Origin of the sequence: Bacillus cereus (assembly GCF_002564555.1) — a bacterium.
In the GTDB taxonomy this organism is placed as follows: Bacteria; Bacillota; Bacilli; order Bacillales; family Bacillaceae_G; genus Bacillus_A; species Bacillus_A cereus_K.
The window spans coordinates 46,376-64,215 of record NZ_NUVD01000024.1 but is presented as its reverse complement, the minus strand read 5'-3'; the positions used below and the strand labels follow the sequence as shown (position 1 = coordinate 64,215).

Here is a 17,840-nt window from a genome sequence, read left to right as displayed (position 1 = left end):
TTATTTTTCGAAAAACTATTGACAATGATAATGATAACCATTATCATTTATTACGAAGCCAACAATTGATGAATCAACCAAACGCTCAGTAACATTGTTACCCCTCTTTTTCATATAGAAAGGCACTGTACATTCCCCCTGTTTGTACAGTGCCTTTCTTGTTTATCATTCAAATAAATTTAATTGCTCGGGCTTCGGCTCCCCATATGTAATGTTCATCATTTTCATAAGCTGTTTCGCATTATCCGCTGCATCCCCGCCCGAATTATTATTAAATAGTACGTATACTTCCTTTGTTTTCTTTTTTAATTGCTCGAGTCTTTCTACCCATTCTTCCAATTCTTTATTGTTATAGCGATATAAACAGCGTACCGCCCTCCAATTTTCCCCTTTATCCAGCCAACCATGAACATTCCGACCATGAAAACGAATTAACGTTATATCTGAATTCGTCGCCTCTAATACGAGTGGAACCGAACCAATTCCCGCTTGCGGTTCATCACAAATTGTATGAATCCATTTTTCCTTCTCTAAAAATTGTAGCGTCTTATCTCTCATTCCTGGATAAAACCATGTTTGATTTCGAAACTCTATGGCACACGGTAAACCTTCCATTTTCTCTTTCGTATATCGAAGGAAATCTACATTTTTCTTTTTACAATCAAACCATGGTGGGTATTGGAATAAAATCATTTTTAATTTATTTGCTTCTATTAAAGGAAGAATTGATTGTTTATACACATCAAGCATCTCATCAAACGTAGAAAAAGGAGTTTCTCCTTTCATGTGCCCTGTCATTCCTTGATACGCTTTTACGATAAAAGAAAAATCTTTCGGTGTTTCCATCGCCCATTTTGTATAATTCCGAGCTGGTTGCATCGCATAAAATGAACTATCCACTTCGACAATAGGGAAATGTCCACTATATGTTCGTAATTTATTTTTATTTTCATAGGGATCTATATATAAAGAATCATGATCTCCCCAACCTGTCACTCCAATGAACAACAAACATATTCCTCCCTTTCAACATTCATTCTACTGACTTCCCAATTATCTTGGCTAATCAATTTCATTAAGTTTATCTGTATAAAAATATGATATACTATATGGAAGAATTTTTAAATTGAGGGGTTATTTATTTATGCTTCCAAACGATGCTATTGTATCTCATGAAAAACGAATAGAAGAACTTGAAAACAAAGTACGTTTTTATGAAGAACTTGTGAATCAATTTCCACATCATTTCACATATAAAAATCCATATATTGGTTTGCAAATAAAGAAAACAAGAACAACCCATTCCATTCAAAGCATACGAAAAGAGAATAAAGATGCTGATTTTCAACTTACTTGCGATTCATTATTTTTATTTGAGCAACTCGAAAAACACTTTATTCATATTTTTGATGCTTTTTCACATCATGTAACCTTTGTAGATAGTAAAGGGAATATTACTTTGTGTAATCAAGCTGCTGCAGACGATTTTGGTGTAATACGAAATGAAATAATCGGCAAGCCAATTCAGCAATTATTAAACTTGCCAGAAGAAAAAATTAAAGCTATTGAAACCTTAAAAACAGGAACCGAAATATATAATGAAGAGGTTTTAGACAAAAACTATGGTATTATAAATAACCGAATTATTCGCGATTATAATGGAGAGATTTTTAGAGTTATTAGCGTTTTTCATTATTTAAACACAGAACGTGATGCAGAGAAATTTTCATTAGCAGGACGAATCGCCGCCGGGATTGCACATGAGGTACGCAACCCTCTTACAACAGTACGAGGATACTTACAATTTTTACAAGAGAGTGTTTCTCCATCAAATAAAGAATTATTTAAAAACTTACTGATTCCTGAATTAGATCGTGCAAATAGTATTATTACAAAATTTTTAGCTATTTCAAAAACACGTGAATTTACAAGAGAACCGTTTCCTATCAATACATTTTTACGTGAATATATTCAACAGTTACTAGCAAGTGAAGTCTTCTTGCATAACATTTCAATTGAATACAATTTTTCTAATGAGTTAGATAATATTTTAGTCCATATTGATCGCCATGAACTTGTTCAAGTGTTTTTAAACCTATTTCAAAACGCTGTCGATGCTCAAGGCGAAAAACCTCTTTCTATTCAAATCACTAGTTATAGTCTAGATAACTTTGTTCGGATTACTTTCACAGATAATGGAACTGGTATTCCTCCAGCTATTCAAGAATATATCTTTGATCCGTTCTTCTCAACAAAAGATTCAGGAACAGGGCTGGGCTTGTCAGTAACGAAAAAAATCATTCAAAATCATAACGGTACATTAAAAATGACTAGTAATCAAGACGGTACAACTTTCACTATTTCTATTCCAATTTTACCCAAAACAAAACATGAAATAATTAACTAATAAAATAGTAGGACTGCTCTATGAACGTTCATCAATTGTTAGACACATTCTAACAATTGATGGGCGTTTTTATGCTAAGTTATATAAATTTCTCTCTATTTAATTGTTCTTGCCTGGTAGGTAAACTTCTTATTTTTTAGAAATGATAAGTTTGTCCATTACGAATCTAGTCTAATTTTCATTTTAATATATAGTAACGACTATTTATTCTATAAAAGAAAGGAATGAAAAGATGAACAACAAGAATAAAGGAAAAGTATTCTATGGTAATGATTGTTGCGAAGTAAGAGCCTGCAGTTATATCAACATATCTAAGTCCGAACTTAAAGAATTCGTTAGACTTCTTCAAGTTTTTGGTCAAAATATTCAAGCTGTATTTCAAAACCCTTCTCAAGGTAATATCGATATTCTAAATAATCTACAAAAATCCCTCAATTGCTTAGATTTATCAACCGCACAAGAAAAAATTGGGTGCTCTATTATCGCTAAGTTATTCAAAATCGATTGCTGTACTATTGATAAACTTGTTAAGCTTATTACATAACTTCAAACTATCTTAGTTTAATATGGATCTGATTGCCTAGGTGGAGGAGCTACTGGTGCTACGGGAGCTACTGGACCTCAAGGCGCTCAAGGAACTCAGGGGGCTCCTCAGGGGCCTCAAGGACCAGCTGCCAATCCACTTCCTGTAACTATAGCAGCAATAGGAAACTCCAATCCACAAACTATATCCCCCGGATCAAACGTCCAATTCAACCAAGTTTTTGAATTAAATAATATGAATTTTAATGACACTGCAGATACGCTAACAATTTTAGAAACAGGAGTATATGATATTAGCTTCTCAGCGTCTACAACTTTCCCAGGCTCTTCACCGTTTGGATTCGGTATTTCCTTTAATGGCCAACCACCTACTCGCAACTTTTCAACTAACGTTATCGGTAGTGCAGTTTCTTTCTCTACAATCGTTACTTTACAAGCTGGTACTACAATTTCTGTACAACCTACAGCAAATACGATTTCCATTCCTAACACAGGTGACACAACAGCAACACTATCTGTATTTCGAATTTACTAATTTTCACTAAATAAGCATATTTATAATAATATGTATCGTTTTAATGTGTATTAAATCTCTCTTTCAATAGAACGGAGCACTTATTTGGGAGGATAAGTGCTCCTTCTTTACGTTTCTTTACCTCAAATTTACTCTATCTTAATTCTCATTTTGTATGATAAATAGTGAAGTCAAAGATATGAAAGAGGGATGAAAATGAGAGTTATGTCACTAATACGCATTTGGATCGCTTTTATGGTATGCATTATTTTATGTGTAGGATTTTTTTTAACTCTAAAATATTCCACTATTTCAAAAGCAGAAAGAAACACAGTTCCATACAAACTTTTATATACAAAACAAAGCAACATCCCTTATTCCTATTCCACAAATAATGAAAAGAAAGTAATAAAAGGGATGCTTATCACGAAAGCTTCTAGTTACGAAACTCTTCTTCAGATTGCTGAAGCGATTAAAGATCAGTATACAAATAAGGGAATCGATGAAATTACGCTTTCTATCCATAATGAAAATAATGGTAGTTACGAAGAAGAATTGCCTTATGAACCTATTAGTAAAGGAAAGATAAGTGTCACATACGATTCTCAACATTTTGGTAGTACCAATGTTACACTTAACGAGTAATATCATTTCCCCTGATTGGTGTGGTCTAATAACCAGTAGGGATGAACAAAATCCCACCGATTAAAGTTTCACTTTATTTCCCACAGAAAAAAGAGGCGAATTTCGTTATTCGCCTCTTTCTTTCACCAAAATGATGGGATCAATTCTTTCACTTTATCAAACCAATCTTGCTGCTCTTTTTTTCTTTGTTCTTCTTCTTTCCGTCTCTTCTCTTCTTCTTTTCTTCGTTTTTCTTCTTCAATTGTTTTCAATTGTTTTTTGTAGTCAGCCTCAGGTATTAATGATAATTGAAATGCTTTTTGAGCAGGGTTTGCATCTGCTTTTTTCATAATATCCCGGAACATCGTCGTCGTAATTTGACTTCCCCCTGGGACATAGTGCTCGCTATCTGTTTTATCATATCCTACCCAAATCGCACCTACTAAATCTGGTGTGTATCCAACAAACCACGAATCCTTTGCACCAGCGCTTGGGCCATTTACAAGTTGAGTAGTCCCTGTCTTTCCTGCTGTATCAACATTATTAACCTTCGCTTTTTCACCCGTTCCCTTTTCGACAACACCTTTTAATAAATATGTCATCTTCTGAGCAATTTTCTCACTCGTCACACGTGTCTCTTTCTTATACCATTTTCCAATTGTTTCTCCTTCAGCATTTTGAATTTCTCTAATTGCATGAGCCTCCACTTGAACACCATCATTTGCCAATGTACTATATGCTTGGGCCATTACAAATGGAGATGTACCTACATGCATCCCACCTAAAGCAATTGGATACGTGCGATCTTCCGGCACTAATGGAATACCAAATCGCTCTAAAGAATCCAATCCTTTCTCTAATCCTATTTGTTCTAACAGCCAAACAGCTGAGACATTATACGACTTTGCCACCGCTTCATACATTGTCACATCACCATGAAAAGTATGATCACTATTTTGTGGTTCATATTCCTTAATACTAAATGGTTCATCTTTTAATATATCGTATACTTCATACCCTTGTTCTAACGCTGGTACATATACAGCAAGAGGCTTTAACGTTGAACCTGGTTGTCTTTTTAATTGAGTAGCATGGTTAAATTGTAAAAACTGATATGGTCCTCTCCCACCAACTAAAGCTGGAACACCGCCAGTTTTTGGATTCATAAGGACCACTCCTGTTTGCATGAGCTGATCTGAACTACTATCTTTAAAATAATTATCATTATTCACAACATCTTCTACAGCCTGTTGTTTTTTCGGATCAAGCTCTGTATAAATACGATAACCACCTGCTAAAATTTCATTTTGTGTTAATTCGTACTTGTCCATTGCTTCTCTAACAATATAGTCTACATATTGAGAATATTTACCTTTGTATTTATCATCAACACCACGTTTTAATACAAGACCAGACTCTTTTTCTTTATTATACTGTTCTTCAGAAATATACCCTTGCTCTTTCATTAAACTTAATACGACATTACGTCGTTCAATTGATTTATTAAAGTTTTTATAAGGCGAATACGCAGAAGGTGCTTTAATCAAGCCCGCAATCGTTGCCGCTTCTGAAATTGTTAAATCTTTTACATCTTTATCAAAATAAGATTTAGCTGCTCTTTTTATCCCCCAAGCACCTTCGCCAAAATAAATTTGATTCATATACATTTCAATAATTTCATCTTTTGTATAAGTACGTTCTATTTTTTTGGTTAGAAAATATTCCTTTATTTTCCGAGAGTATGTGCGATCTTGTGTCAAAAATACATTTTTTGCAAGTTGTTGTGTAATGGTACTGCCCCCTGCTACAACTTCTCCTGCGGTGAGATTTTTAAAAACAGCACTTATAATTCCACTATAGTCAATACCGCGATGGTTAAAAAACTCCTTATCTTCTACTGCAACAATTGCCTGAACCATAATATCTGGAATATCTTTCCTTTTAATACCTTCTGTTTTCGAAGAAGCTAATTTAGTCGCGACTTCATTATTGGCATCGTAAATTAAAGTCGGTTGCGGAACAGCTTGTTTTAATGCAGATATGTCTTGAATGGAAATTATTATATTTACAGCAATAAATAGAGTAACGAATAAACTTCCCAATACAATTAATGTATTTCGAAGTTTATTCCTTTTATTAAACCACTCCAGCGTTTTTTTTAAGTGAGTGTTTTTCACTTTCATTCGTTCACTTCCTTCGTTTGTTTACACCCTTCTTTTTAAAAGGAAGAATATACCTCCTTTTAAATTTATTATAATAACGTAGTCGTTCCTATAGTGTAAAGCTTTTCTTTCACATTCATACTTTTTGCAAGAAAAGGACATTCTACAAGTAAGATATTCATTATTGAGTATTAATATTATTAATAGAACAACGCGAGTTATGTTAAGTTTTTGTAAACTTTTCGATAAAATGTTTTAAAATACGACAGTTTTTTGTTAGAATTGACTAGCCAATATATTTTACATATATTACTTTTGTGGGGGTAACTAATAATGGTCTTTAAATCAAAAAAAGATAAATTTTCTGAAATGCTAATGAACGTTTCCGAAAATTTAAAAGAAGGCGCGCAGTTTTTCGTGGAGTATAAAATTAAAAATGCTAGCGATTTAAAAGAATTTTCTATGCGCATGAAAGAATACGAGTCAAAAGGTGACTCATTTATTCACGAAATCATTATGGAGCTAAACAAAGCGTTTATTACTCCGATTGAACGTGAGGACATCCTGCAACTTGCAATGAGTATGGATGATGTATTAGACGGATTAGATCACAGTGCTGGTCTATTCGAAATGTATTCTATTACAGAAGCTGATGAATACATGATTAAATTCGTTGAAGCAATCAATCAATGTGCAATTGAGATTGCAAACTCTGTTGAATTAATGTCTAACAAAAAATTAGTCGACATTCGTACGAATGCGATTAAAATTAAGGATTACGAGTCACAATGTGATGATATTCGCCGTCACGCGATTAAGAACTTATTCTCTCGTGAAAAAGATCCGATTAAGATTATTCAATACAAAGAGATTTACGAAGAGCTTGAAGAAGTAGCAGATAGCTGCCAAAGCGTTGCAAACGTATTAGAAACAATTATTATGAAGAACGCATAAGGAGTTTGATCATGGATACACTCTTGATACTGACCGTTTTAGTAGTCATTTGCGCTTTAGCTTTTGACTTTATCAATGGATTTCACGATACAGCAAACGCTATTGCAACGGCTGTTTCAACGAAAGCTCTAAAGCCTAGACATGCAATTATTATGGCGGCTATTATGAACTTTTTAGGTGCAATGACATTTACAGGTGTAGCAAAAACGATTACAAAAGATATCGTTGATCCATTCGCCTTACAAAATGGTTCTCTTGTAATTTTAGCTGCTTTGCTTGCGGCAATAGTTTGGAACTTAGTTACTTGGTACTATGGTATTCCAAGTAGTTCTTCGCATGCAATCATTGGTGCAATCGCAGGTGCAGCAATTGCTGCTGCTGGTTTTGCTTCTTTAAATTTCAAAGGGTTCATAAAAATTATTGAAGCTTTAATCTTTTCACCGATTATCGCTTTCGTTATTGGTTATATCGTATACAGTATTTTTAAAGTCGTCTTTAAAAACTTTAACTTAACAAAAACGAATAAGAACTTCCGTATATTCCAGATTTTCACTGCAGCATTACAAGCTTATACACACGGTACGAATGATGCACAAAAAGCAATGGGAATTATCACGATGGCTCTTATGGCCAATAACTATCATACTTCTGACGACATTCCGTTCTGGGTACAATTGTGTTGTGCAATCGCAATGGGACTTGGTACGTCTGTCGGTGGATGGAAAATTATTAAAACTGTCGGTGGACAAATTATGAAAATTCGTCCTGTAAATGGTGTAGCTGCCGATTTATCATCATCACTTGTTATTTTCGGTGCAACATTCATTCACTTACCGGTTAGTACGACGCACGTTATCTCTTCTTCTATTTTAGGGGTTGGTGCTTCTCACCGTGTGAAAGGTGTAAAATGGGGAACTGCAAAACGCATGTTAATTACATGGGTTATCACACTTCCTATTTCAGCTTCTTTAGCTGCTCTATTCTACTACCTATTACAACTTGCTTTCTAATCAAAAGTCGTCTTCCTTATTTTTCTAGGAAGACGACTTTTTTGTGAACAAGCCTATTTCTTATTAAAAAGCGTGTATAATAATTGGTGGATAAGTTATTTAGAGGAGTTGGCAATTTTGGAATACATCATGTTACTTTTCATTGGATTAGTCGCCGGGACGGTCGGAAGCCTAGTTGGGCTTGGAGGCGGAATTATTATTGTTCCGCTATTAATTGGCTTACACAGTTTATCACCACAACTTGCAGTAGGGACTTCTATGGTAACAGTCGTTTTTACAGGACTATCTTCCACCCTTACTTACATGAAACATAAACGAGTAGATTATAAAAGCGGACTTATTTTATTTATCGGAAGTGGCCCTGGTGGTATTATCGGATCATGGGCAAACAAATTTTTAAACCAAGATACATTTTCGTTATATTTTGGGATTTTCCTTATATTCGTCTCCATTCTTCTTATGCTACGAGACAAATTAAAACCTCTTTCCATATCAAATATGACTGTAATTAAGCGTTCTTTTACAGACAATGAAGGAAATACTGTACACTATCAATTCCCACCGTTTCTTGCTATCTTTATCGCCTTTATAGTTGGGTTCATATCTGGGTTATTTGGAATTGGTGGCGGTGCCTTACTTGTACCAGCAATGATGCTTCTTTTTGCATTCCCGGCACATATTGCTGTAGCAACTTCGATGTTTATCGTATTTCTATCAGCAATTGTAAGCTCTGCAACTCACATCTCTCTTGGAAATGTTAGCTGGATGTATGCCTTAATCCTTATTCCAGGTGCGTGGATTGGCGGAAAAATCGGGGCTTATATTAACACAAAATTAAGCGGTAATGCCGTAATTAATTTATTACGTATCACATTAATGATTCTTGGAACTAGATTAATCATTACTTCCCTTTTATAACGTATTCTTTTTAGAATGCGTTTTTTCTTATACACATGAATATAAAAAGGCTCCTAGGAGAATAAATAAAACTAAACAAACACTCAATAGCATAAAATTCGAAATATGTATTTTCTTCAAGTTGACCACTCCTATAGCTGCGACTGTTATCTTTATGATAGCGAAAAAACAGTTCGCATGCAGTTACAAAGTGTTAACAATGCAAAATCATTTATTACAAATTTTATCCTTTTATTTCATTTCTTCGTACAATCTATCGATTCAATAAAAAAAGATGTCATATTGACATCTTTTTAGTGAAGAAGTGACCATCCCATAAAGTCCTCATGTACTTGGCACGCCCTCTTATCGTTTCGATCATATAATTCAGCATAACTATCTGTTTCTTCATCATAGGCCATCGTATAAATAATTTGGCCGTCTATTTCAACGGATAGAACGACTCCACCTTTCATCTCTTCTACATGAATGATAGCATTCGCCGGAATTCTCATATCCGTCATCTTCATCGCATCTAACAATATACTAAACCCCCTAAGCGTATTCATTGCTAGTACTATTACACACTAAATAGTATACTACTGTAATAGCATACATTTCGTCAATGAAATTGCTGTTTAAATGGCATATTGTCTTTATACATATACGCTAAAATTGAAGAAATAGAAATGTTTAAATGGGGGGCTTACTTTGATTCTACACAAAGGAGATATACTATTCCGTCAAGGCGAGGATGGTCCTTTATACTTTATAAAAACAGGCTTATTAAAAGTAGTAAGACTACAAGAAGACGGAACACCATTTTTATTCAACATTATCGTTCCAGGTGAAACGATACCTCACCATTCTTTAATTTCACAGAAGGAATATCACGGTACAGCTATCGCTTTAGTAAAAACAGAAGTAGAGCCTATTATGAGTAGCGAATGGTACGATCAACTTCAGGCAAACCCTGCATCATATGCAGATATTGCTATGCAATTACAATCGAAATTAAGAATGATGCAACAGCGTATCGATCAATTAACAACCGTATCTCCAAAAGAGCGTCTTCATCGTTTACAAGAGTGGTTCATCTTATATTTAGGTGATATCCCTATTTATGAAATATTAACGCAAAGTGAAATTGGTCAACTGATAGGTGTACGCCGTGAAACAGTAAATCGATTATTAAGAGAACAAGCAAAAAACGAGGTNNACCTCGTTTTTTGCTTGTTCAAGTTCCCTCTATTATAAACTTGCTGCTGGACCGAAAAATTCATAATGAATGTGCTCTTGTTTCACACCTAAATCAGTTAATATAGCATTTACATGCTTCATAAATGGCACCGGACCACAGAAATAAAATTCTGCTTCAGTTGTTGGAATAATAGATTGTAACCATTCACCTTCAATAAATCCTTCTTTATCAAAATTCTTCATTTCTAAATCTTTTTCAGTCGGTGAAGAGTAGCAAGTATATGCTTTTACTTGTTCGTGTTCATTGTCTACTACCTTAACGTGTTCTTTCATCGCATGAGTATTACTATTTATTGCCGCATGTACAAAACATATATTACGTTTTGAATCTTGTTCAATTAACGTATTTAGCATGCTCATCATCGGTGTAATACCTACTCCACCACTAATTAGTACAACAGGTAATGTCGAATCCATATTTAATACGAAATCTCCCGCTGGTGCACTTACTGGTAAGATATCTCCTTCTTCTACATGATCATGTAAGTAATTAGATACTTTACCATCTGGTGTATCTACACCTTGTTCTTTCTTTACACTAATACGATAATATTCTTTTCCAGGAGCATCAGATAAGCTATATTGACGATTATGTGTGTATGTTTCACCTTTAATATTTATTTGAACTGTTACATATTGTCCTGGAATGAATGAAGAAACTTTCCCACCATCTTCAGGTTTTAAATAGAATGATGTAATAACGTCACTTTCTTTCACTTTTTTAACTACTACAAAGTTGCGGAAATCTTTCCATCCACCTTCTTTATGTGCAGCCTCTTCATACATCTCTGCTTCAATGCTAATGAATGCATCAGCGATGACTCCATACGCTTCTCCCCATGCATTTAAAACTTCATCTGGTGCATCTGCAACCTCTTTAATCGCTCGTAGTAAGCATGTACCTACAATCGGATAATGTTCCGCTTTAATCCCTAAACTTCTATGCTTATGACCAATTTGTTTTACAACTGGAATAATAGATTCTAAATTATCAATGTACATTGCAGCTGCATAAACAGCATTCGCTAACGCTTGTTGTTGTCTACCCTTTTTCTGATTCGTATGATTGAAAATATTCAATAACTCCGGATGTTCCGAAAATAAAATTTGATAAAATCTCGTTGTGATTTCAACGCCTTTTTCTTGTAGTAATGGCACTGTTGACTTTACGATTTCGATTGTTTTTGCACTTAACATTGTATACCACTCCTCTATTTCCTTAACTGCTTTTAGTGTAACTGAATTGTACAATACATATTGTGATTTTAATCACTATTAACATGGTGTTTTTGTGAAAAATATATGAACAATGCACTTACAAAAGAAAATAAGCTAACTAGACTTCTAGTTAGCTTATTGTTTTTCTTGTATAGCTTGTTCAATTACTTTTATATTTTTCCCATCTCCAAACTCTGTATACCCCCATATGTTCGTCTCGCCTCTATATTTATTTACGATAATATCCAAGTCATGATATACACGATGAGCATACACTACATACTCAATATTTTGAAGTTCCACACCTTTTTTTACAATTTCATAACTTCTATTTACATCACGTTTTATTTTTTCATTCTTTATTTCTGTATGTATATTTTTTAAAGATGATTCTTGTTGTTGAAACCATTGCTTAAATTGATTCCAGTCCCCGTCTGTATAATTTTCTGCTTTACCATAATTCAAAAAATTATTATAACTTTCATGTGTCATACGAATAAAATCAAGCACTTTTGTCTCTTCTTGCACATCCTCTATTTGAGCTATTGTACTTACCCCAGCGGGCTTATTCGCATAATGTAATAACACTTTCATAAGACTATAACTTGCAATGATCATCACGATAATAATACCGAACAAATTTAGCAATTTCTTCATATACAGAACTCCTTTTCTACTATGAATATTACAATGTACTGTTACACTTGTAACATTCTCTCGTAGAAATATAATTCCTGTTTAAATCTTTCTTGTCGTTTCGACATTATTTTTCTACAAACTTCTCCTTGGTAAATGTTCTTGTAAAACAATATACCCTTCATAAGCTGTATAACCCAATATAACCATTAATCCGATATAACCAGCAAATACTGTCCACTTCGTTTTCGTATCGACTTTATAATAGTTTTCTTGTTGTCTCTTTTCTGTATCCCATTCATTTAATTTTCTTTCTGACATTTCAAACGCTTCTCGTACATGAATTGTATGCGTTTCTTTTTCATCTTCATACGGGACATAATCAAGCGGTTCAAACTTTGGTAAAAGGTACTCTAACACTTCGATTTTTTGAAGTTCTCCTGTTTTTAATTCTTTCTCACGCTCTTTTTGTCTCAATACATTCATCTCGTGATGCATCATATATATAGTTCGATGCACCGCACCGGTTTCTTTTAATTCCCCTTCAAGCTTAGCAACATATTCTTTCATTTCATCAACTCTATATCCTAATTCCTTAATCGGCTCCTCTCTCTTTATAACTCTATATAGTTCCATACAACCGATAATAACAATAAATCCTCCCAAAATACTTTTAAAGTAAATTGAATAACCAAGTAGTAAAACAAGCCCAGCTCCCCAAATTTTAGTACTTACAACTGAAATAATTCGGCCACCGTCTAACGGCGAAACTGGAATTAAGTTAAAGAAATTGATCATACTTCCAAGTAAAATAATAAGCGCCCAAAATGGCTCTTCCGTTACTATATAAAGTGGAATAGCCGGTAAAAATGAAAGTAAACCGAAAAGAGGCCCCATAAAGGCGATGTAAGCTTCATCTTTTGCATTTTTCGGCATTTCTTTCATGCCAATAAGAGCTCCCATAAATGGAATAAAGATCGCTGGCGATGTTGGTATTCCTTTTCTTTTCGCAGCCCATAAATGACCCATTTCATGAATGAACAACAAATAAACGAGCGCTACCCCAAATTTCCATCCATATATAACCGCATATGCCCCAAGCGATAAAAACATACTAAATACTGTTGAGAATTTCGCTAATTTAAAGATTGCAAATATCCACTTTAACTTAGACAGTAAAAATAGCCCTATTGCAACAATAATTCCCCATAATCCTTTTTTATTATTTTTCATAGTCCTCTCCTTTACCTCTCTTTAACGAGACATATTCACTCATCAAAGCTTATTCTTTTCTTTATTATGACATATTTTTTTCTTTTCTTAGAAATAATGTTTATTTCATCCATTTTTAGTCGAAAATACAAATGAAAGGAGGTATACACAAATGAAATTACAATCTCTTATGATAGGTGCTCTATCGTTTTTAGCTTCAACTCTTATTTTTTATACAGTTAGCTACGTATTATTATTAGATTGGTTGCCAAATCACTTATTTATCGCTCTTATCATTCTTTCCGCTCTTATGATTTCTTTTCTTATTACACGAAAATCAATGAATGAGCCATCAGCAAAAGCAAAATAATAGAGAGGGTATTCTTGCCCTCTCTATTATCATTTCCTAGGAAAGGCCATATAGACATTACGTTTCATATTTATCTTTGTAAATTCATTTTTTCACCATACTCTTTAACAATTTGAATTACATTTTGAAAAACACCTATTTTTTCTTTTTTACTATTTAATATTTTCAAATCGTAATTTTCATAATATGTTTCTAATGATTTTACTTGTGACAATGAAGCATCTTTTATCGGTACAGTAACATTCAATTCGTACTGCTTATACCCTTCCTTGACTTTTTCAGCTGAAATAATTTCACTCTCTTTTGCTCCAATTAATTTTTGAACTTTTTCCGGGAAAATGAGTTGCAAATAATATTCTTGTTCCTTCACTAACTTGTTGTATAGTGATTGTGAAATCGTATAACGTACCGTATAATTCACTTTTTGATCACCTGCTTTAATATGAAACGCAGTAATCTGTAAATCTTTTTTTGTTACTTCCGTTAAAGGATCTACCTGCACCTCATCTTCTTTTTGTTCTGGATTTTTTGGGAATATCTCCAGAAGCTTTTCCGTATCTTTTTCGTTCAGCATATACATGTCATCCTTATATTGCACCCATCCTCGTCGGTCTTCTCCTCTTAACCATGCATAATACGTTTCTTTTTTCCCATCTCTACTAATTTGTATTTCATATTCCGGTTCACCAAAACTTCCTGTTACTTCTTGTTTCGCTGCTTTCGTTATAATGCCTACTACTAACTCTGCATCTATTTTCTTTAATTTTTTTTCTTCTTTACCTTTTTGCATAACTGTTACCTGTAATGATTCTTTCACTTCGTTCACTGTCTCCTCTACTTGTTTCGTTTCTTTCTTTTTCTCGACTTGACCGCACGACGCGAGTAAAATCACACATAACGCCATTAAATACTTCCCTTTCAAATCGATCCCTCTTTTCTAATAAGAAACCCTTATAACCTTCATATAAGAAACAAAAACGCGACATGATATTAAATGAGCTATACTAAGCATTAAAAGGAGGTCTTTATAATGCCCATTAATTTTCATGATGCAAATAATAAGTACACATATGCAACGAGAAATGCACATATTTCTTGGGTCGAAATGATAAAACATATTACAGATATACAAAACAAACAAATAATCGATATAGGCTGTGGTGGTGGAATTTATACGAAAGAACTCGCTCTTATGGGAGCCAAAAATGTTGTTGGCCTTGACTTTTCAAAAGAAATATTACAAGCTGCAGAAGAAAATTGTAGCGGCGTTCCAAACATTTCATTCATTCACAGTGATGCACATAATATCCCATACCCTAACGAAACATTCGACCTTGTTATTTCGCGCGCAGTTATTCATCATTTACAAGACATTCCTACATTTCTACGTGAAGCTTCTCGCATATTAAAGAAAAACGGTGTACTTATTTTACAAGATCGAACTATTGAAGATTGTACAATCCCAGGAAGTCCTGAGCACATTCGTGGATATTTTTTCTCGGCATTTCCAAAACTTATTGAAACCGAATCAAAAAGAAGACCAAAAACTGCTACTATACAGCAAGAATTACAAAAATATTCTCTTCACGTGTTTCCTACTCAAACACTATGGGAAGTAAGGAAAATACATGATTCTGTAGAAGCATTACTGCAAGACTTATCTCCTCGAACCGGACGATCCATTCTATACGAATTAACAGATCATGAACTTTCTCAACTTCTCCAGCATATCCAAACCGCATTACAAAACACCTCTCCTATTGTCGAACAAGATCGTTGGACCATTTGGAGTGCTATGAAATTGTAAGGAAGGAAGCCTCACAAAATAATGTGAGGCTCCCTCCTTTCATAATCTAGTTTTGCAACACTCTTGATATCCTCCACTTCTGGCCTGTGCACTTCCACACTTCGGACATACTAAATATCTAGACTGATTTGTCAACAAACTACCTTTTTGAAAGAGTAAAACTTCTGCTTGTTTAAACGAACGCGAATAATATAACCACATAAAACCAATTATAGCAATAATGCCAAATAATACTCCCATCGCAAGCATTTCAGTCACCTCTTTTGGTTTGTTCTTTCCAGTAAGTGGATTGTTGTATTATTCTCTATAAATTCAATCAATACCTTCTTCACTCCTATAAATATCAATTTTCTCCACATTTTTTACAATCCCCTACAATTTTCCACTTCATTTTTACAAAACAATATTGAAAATCTATTCCCTTTAAAAGGTTTATATTACCGACTATATTTCAATATTCAATTGTTCTATTCAAAAAATATATTGACTTTCAAAAAAAATCATGCAACAATATTGTCAGAATACTTTAACAAAAATTCACTGACGAGAACGAGTACGTTATAGAACTGTTTCCCAGAGAGTTGGCGATTTGCTGAAAGCCGACGTTCAGTGCGTAACCGAAAATCATCTCCGAGAAGTAGAACCGAATGTCATAGTAAGTTCTTACCGGCTGGCCTCCGTTACAAGGACCACGTATCATGTTGTACGTTGCAAAGCCGTATACATATAGATTAATTTCTACATGTATAAATTAGGGTGGTATCGCGGGTAAATATAACTCGTCCCTTTCTTTAGGGGGCGAGTTTTTTGTGTTCTTACAAATGAATTGAAAAAAGGAGGAAAACAATGAACACTGTATCAAAAAAACATATTTTTTCCACAGGGCTTATGCTATTTTCTTTATTTTTTGGGGCAGGTAATTTAATTTTCCCTCCCATGCTTGGACAAAATGCTGGTGAAAACTTTTGGCCGGCAATGATTGGATTTTTACTAACAGGAGTCGGCTTACCATTATTAACTGTTATTGCTATTTCTTTATCAGGGAATGGTATGCAACAACTTGCAAGTCATGTTCACCCATTATTCGGAATTTTCTTTACTGTAGTTGTATACATTGCAATCGGTCCATCTATGGGCATTCCGCGTGTTGCTAACGTCGCTTATGAAATGGGAGTTAGTTCTTTCTTGCCTGAAACGATTCGTTCTAGCAACCTAGCGCTATTTTTATACACAGTCATCTTCTTTGCTATCGTATTTTGGCTTAGTTTAAATCCTTCTAAGCTCGTCGACCGTATCGGAAATGTATTAACACCTATTTTATTACTCTCTATTTTCTTATTATTTGTTAAAAGTGTATTTACACCACTCGGGCAATCAGGACCAGCAATGCAAGAGTATCAAAATTCTCCACTCTTCAAAGGTTTTATGGAAGGATACTTAACGATGGATACCATTTCAGCACTTGCATTTGGCATTATCGTTGTAAATACCATCCGTTCTAAAGGTGTGAACGATCGCAAATCCATTGCCATCGCAACAGCAAAAGCAGGACTTATTGCCGCTACTGGTCTCGTACTTGTATATAGTGCACTTGGTTGGCTCGGTACAACCAGTGTCTCTCTCGGATACGCAACAAATGGCGGACAGCTACTTACCGTTATCGTACAGCAACTATTCGGTCCATATGGTCTGCTTCTACTATCACTTATCGTTACACTCGCTTGCTTAACGACATGCGTTGGACTTGTATCTGCATGCAGTCAATACTTCTCAACATTATTGACAAAATTTTCATACAAAACGCTTGCAAGCATTATTTGCTTTTTAGGACTACTAGTTGCTAACTTAGGTTTAACAAAAATTATTGCAATCTCTGTTCCTATTTTACTTGTTGTATATCCAATTGCAATTGTACTCGTCCTACTATCGCTACTTCATAAGTATTTCGGCGGGTATCGCTCTGTTTATGTAGGTGCTTTAATTGGGGCCGCAGTGGTGAGCGTATTTGACGGGTTAAAGCAAGGGAACATTCCTGTTTCATTCATCACGCCCTATTTTGAATTGCTTCCATTGTATAATGAAGGAATCGGCTGGATAGTACCAGCATTAGCCGGGGCTCTTATCGGCTTTACTATCGCTAAGCTAAGCGGTGCAAAAAAAGTCTCACTAATAACTGATTCCCATGAAACAAAAGTATCCTAAAAAAACTCCCAAAAGGGAGTTTTT

17 protein-coding genes, 1 pseudogene and 1 other annotated feature are annotated in these 17,840 nt (G+C 34.5%); of the genes and pseudogenes, 10 read left to right on the top strand and 8 right to left on the bottom strand.

What is annotated here, in order from left to right; genetic code table 11:
- Positions 1-165: 165 nt before the first annotated feature.
- Positions 166-1,011 carry a DUF72 domain-containing protein gene (locus COI75_RS14840; RefSeq protein ID WP_000897334.1) on the bottom strand — a complete coding sequence of 282 codons (846 nt, stop codon included), beginning with the start codon at positions 1,009-1,011 and terminating at the stop codon, positions 166-168.
- A 133-nt stretch (positions 1,012-1,144) separates the two neighbouring features.
- On the opposite strand from COI75_RS14840, the gene COI75_RS14835 reads away from it, so the two are divergent.
- The 3 genes and pseudogenes from COI75_RS14835 (at position 1,145) to COI75_RS14820 (ending at position 4,109) form a co-directional block, all read left to right on the top strand.
- The gene (locus COI75_RS14835; RefSeq protein WP_000937228.1) at positions 1,145-2,407 is read left to right on the top strand and encodes an ATP-binding protein; all 1,263 of its coding nucleotides are present in this window, start codon (positions 1,145-1,147) and stop codon (positions 2,405-2,407) included.
- A 232-nt stretch (positions 2,408-2,639) separates the two neighbouring features.
- Positions 2,640-3,485, top strand: a pseudogene (locus COI75_RS27565) (Gly-Xaa-Xaa repeat protein).
- Positions 3,486-3,680: 195 nt separating this feature from the next.
- Positions 3,681-4,109, top strand: coding sequence for a hypothetical protein (locus COI75_RS14820; protein ID WP_001265575.1), 429 nt, complete (start codon positions 3,681-3,683; stop codon positions 4,107-4,109).
- A gap of 122 nt (positions 4,110-4,231) precedes the next feature.
- Here the strand turns inward: COI75_RS14820 and COI75_RS14815 are convergent, their stop codons facing one another.
- The gene (locus tag COI75_RS14815; protein ID WP_098448450.1) at positions 4,232-6,271 is read right to left on the bottom strand and encodes a transglycosylase domain-containing protein; all 2,040 of its coding nucleotides are present in this window, start codon (positions 6,269-6,271) and stop codon (positions 4,232-4,234) included.
- Between the two features lie 312 nt (positions 6,272-6,583).
- On the opposite strand from COI75_RS14815, the gene COI75_RS14810 reads away from it, so the two are divergent.
- The 3 genes from COI75_RS14810 to COI75_RS14800 all read left to right on the top strand — a co-directional run bounded on the left by COI75_RS14810 (position 6,584) and on the right by COI75_RS14800 (position 9,132).
- Positions 6,584-7,204: a DUF47 domain-containing protein gene (locus COI75_RS14810; RefSeq protein ID WP_000231450.1), complete on the top strand. Its 621-nt coding sequence runs from the start codon at positions 6,584-6,586 to the stop codon at positions 7,202-7,204.
- Positions 7,205-7,215: 11 nt separating this feature from the next.
- A complete protein-coding gene (locus COI75_RS14805) occupies positions 7,216-8,214 on the top strand; it encodes an inorganic phosphate transporter (protein WP_000380279.1) in 999 nt (332 codons plus the stop codon).
- Between the two features lie 117 nt (positions 8,215-8,331).
- Positions 8,332-9,132, top strand: coding sequence for a sulfite exporter TauE/SafE family protein (locus COI75_RS14800; RefSeq protein ID WP_000455768.1), 801 nt, complete (start codon positions 8,332-8,334; stop codon positions 9,130-9,132).
- Positions 9,133-9,425: 293 nt separating this feature from the next.
- Here COI75_RS14800 and COI75_RS14790 read toward each other — a convergent pair whose 3' ends face one another.
- The gene (locus COI75_RS14790; RefSeq protein WP_000883004.1) at positions 9,426-9,653 is read right to left on the bottom strand and encodes a hypothetical protein; all 228 of its coding nucleotides are present in this window, start codon (positions 9,651-9,653) and stop codon (positions 9,426-9,428) included.
- A gap of 169 nt (positions 9,654-9,822) precedes the next feature.
- Here COI75_RS14790 and COI75_RS14785 point away from each other — a divergent pair, with 169 nt between their 5' ends.
- On the top strand, positions 9,823-10,368 hold the full coding sequence (locus COI75_RS14785; RefSeq protein ID WP_098448449.1) for a Crp/Fnr family transcriptional regulator: 546 nt from the start codon (positions 9,823-9,825) through the stop codon (positions 10,366-10,368).
- Here the strand turns inward: COI75_RS14785 and hmpA are convergent.
- The 3 genes from hmpA to COI75_RS14770 form a co-directional block, all read right to left on the bottom strand.
- Complete coding sequence (gene hmpA, locus COI75_RS14780) at positions 10,363-11,568, bottom strand: NO-inducible flavohemoprotein (protein ID WP_000947331.1); 1,206 nt, start codon at positions 11,566-11,568, stop codon at positions 10,363-10,365. The genes COI75_RS14785 and hmpA overlap by 6 nt on opposite strands.
- A gap of 156 nt (positions 11,569-11,724) precedes the next feature.
- Entirely contained in the window at positions 11,725-12,246 is a 522-nt protein-coding gene (locus tag COI75_RS14775; RefSeq protein WP_000735199.1) for a hypothetical protein, read from the bottom strand.
- Positions 12,247-12,360: 114 nt separating this feature from the next.
- Positions 12,361-13,458, bottom strand: a complete 1,098-nt coding sequence (locus COI75_RS14770; RefSeq protein ID WP_000794468.1) for a site-2 protease family protein — start codon at positions 13,456-13,458, stop codon at positions 12,361-12,363.
- Between the two features lie 151 nt (positions 13,459-13,609).
- On the opposite strand from COI75_RS14770, the gene COI75_RS14765 reads away from it, so the two are divergent.
- A complete protein-coding gene (locus tag COI75_RS14765; protein ID WP_000776287.1) occupies positions 13,610-13,807 on the top strand; it encodes a hypothetical protein in 198 nt (65 codons plus the stop codon).
- A gap of 70 nt (positions 13,808-13,877) precedes the next feature.
- Here the strand turns inward: COI75_RS14765 and COI75_RS14760 are convergent, their stop codons facing one another.
- Positions 13,878-14,729 carry a hypothetical protein gene (locus COI75_RS14760; RefSeq protein WP_141535118.1) on the bottom strand — a complete coding sequence of 284 codons (852 nt, stop codon included), beginning with the start codon at positions 14,727-14,729 and terminating at the stop codon, positions 13,878-13,880.
- Positions 14,730-14,837: 108 nt separating this feature from the next.
- Here COI75_RS14760 and COI75_RS14755 point away from each other — a divergent pair, with 108 nt between their 5' ends.
- Positions 14,838-15,614 carry a class I SAM-dependent methyltransferase gene (locus COI75_RS14755; protein ID WP_098448448.1) on the top strand — a complete coding sequence of 259 codons (777 nt, stop codon included), beginning with the start codon at positions 14,838-14,840 and terminating at the stop codon, positions 15,612-15,614.
- Between the two features lie 39 nt (positions 15,615-15,653).
- Here COI75_RS14755 and COI75_RS14750 read toward each other — a convergent pair whose 3' ends face one another.
- Positions 15,654-15,863 (bottom strand): hypothetical protein, encoded by a 210-nt coding sequence (locus tag COI75_RS14750; RefSeq protein ID WP_000880631.1) that lies wholly within the window; start codon positions 15,861-15,863, stop codon positions 15,654-15,656.
- A gap of 282 nt (positions 15,864-16,145) precedes the next feature.
- Positions 16,146-16,404 (top strand) — a binding site (T-box leader).
- A gap of 56 nt (positions 16,405-16,460) precedes the next feature.
- Here COI75_RS14750 and brnQ3 point away from each other — a divergent pair.
- Positions 16,461-17,816 carry a branched-chain amino acid transport system II carrier protein BrnQ3 gene (gene brnQ3 / locus COI75_RS14745; RefSeq protein WP_098448447.1) on the top strand — a complete coding sequence of 452 codons (1,356 nt, stop codon included), beginning with the start codon at positions 16,461-16,463 and terminating at the stop codon, positions 17,814-17,816.
- Positions 17,817-17,840 lie beyond the last annotated feature (24 nt).

Bases quoted from the DNA above. Each gene is read 5' to 3' on its own strand.
- COI75_RS14765 (WP_000776287.1), top strand. From the start codon at position 13,610: ATGAAATTACAATCTCTTATGATAGGTGCTCTATCGTTTTTAGCTTCA.
- COI75_RS14750 (WP_000880631.1), bottom strand. From the start codon at position 15,863: ATGCTTGCGATGGGAGTATTATTTGGCATTATTGCTATAATTGGTTTT.
- COI75_RS14820 (WP_001265575.1), top strand. From the start codon at position 3,681: ATGAGAGTTATGTCACTAATACGCATTTGGATCGCTTTTATGGTATGC.
- COI75_RS14805 (WP_000380279.1), top strand. From the start codon at position 7,216: ATGGATACACTCTTGATACTGACCGTTTTAGTAGTCATTTGCGCTTTA.
- COI75_RS14815 (WP_098448450.1), bottom strand. From the start codon at position 6,271: ATGAAAGTGAAAAACACTCACTTAAAAAAAACGCTGGAGTGGTTTAAT.
- COI75_RS14755 (WP_098448448.1), top strand. From the start codon at position 14,838: ATGCCCATTAATTTTCATGATGCAAATAATAAGTACACATATGCAACG.
- hmpA (WP_000947331.1), bottom strand. From the start codon at position 11,568: ATGTTAAGTGCAAAAACAATCGAAATCGTAAAGTCAACAGTGCCATTA.
- brnQ3 (WP_098448447.1), top strand. From the start codon at position 16,461: ATGAACACTGTATCAAAAAAACATATTTTTTCCACAGGGCTTATGCTA.
- COI75_RS14770 (WP_000794468.1), bottom strand. From the start codon at position 13,458: ATGAAAAATAATAAAAAAGGATTATGGGGAATTATTGTTGCAATAGGG.
- COI75_RS14775 (WP_000735199.1), bottom strand. From the start codon at position 12,246: ATGAAGAAATTGCTAAATTTGTTCGGTATTATTATCGTGATGATCATT.
- COI75_RS14835 (WP_000937228.1), top strand. From the start codon at position 1,145: ATGCTTCCAAACGATGCTATTGTATCTCATGAAAAACGAATAGAAGAA.
- COI75_RS14810 (WP_000231450.1), top strand. From the start codon at position 6,584: ATGGTCTTTAAATCAAAAAAAGATAAATTTTCTGAAATGCTAATGAAC.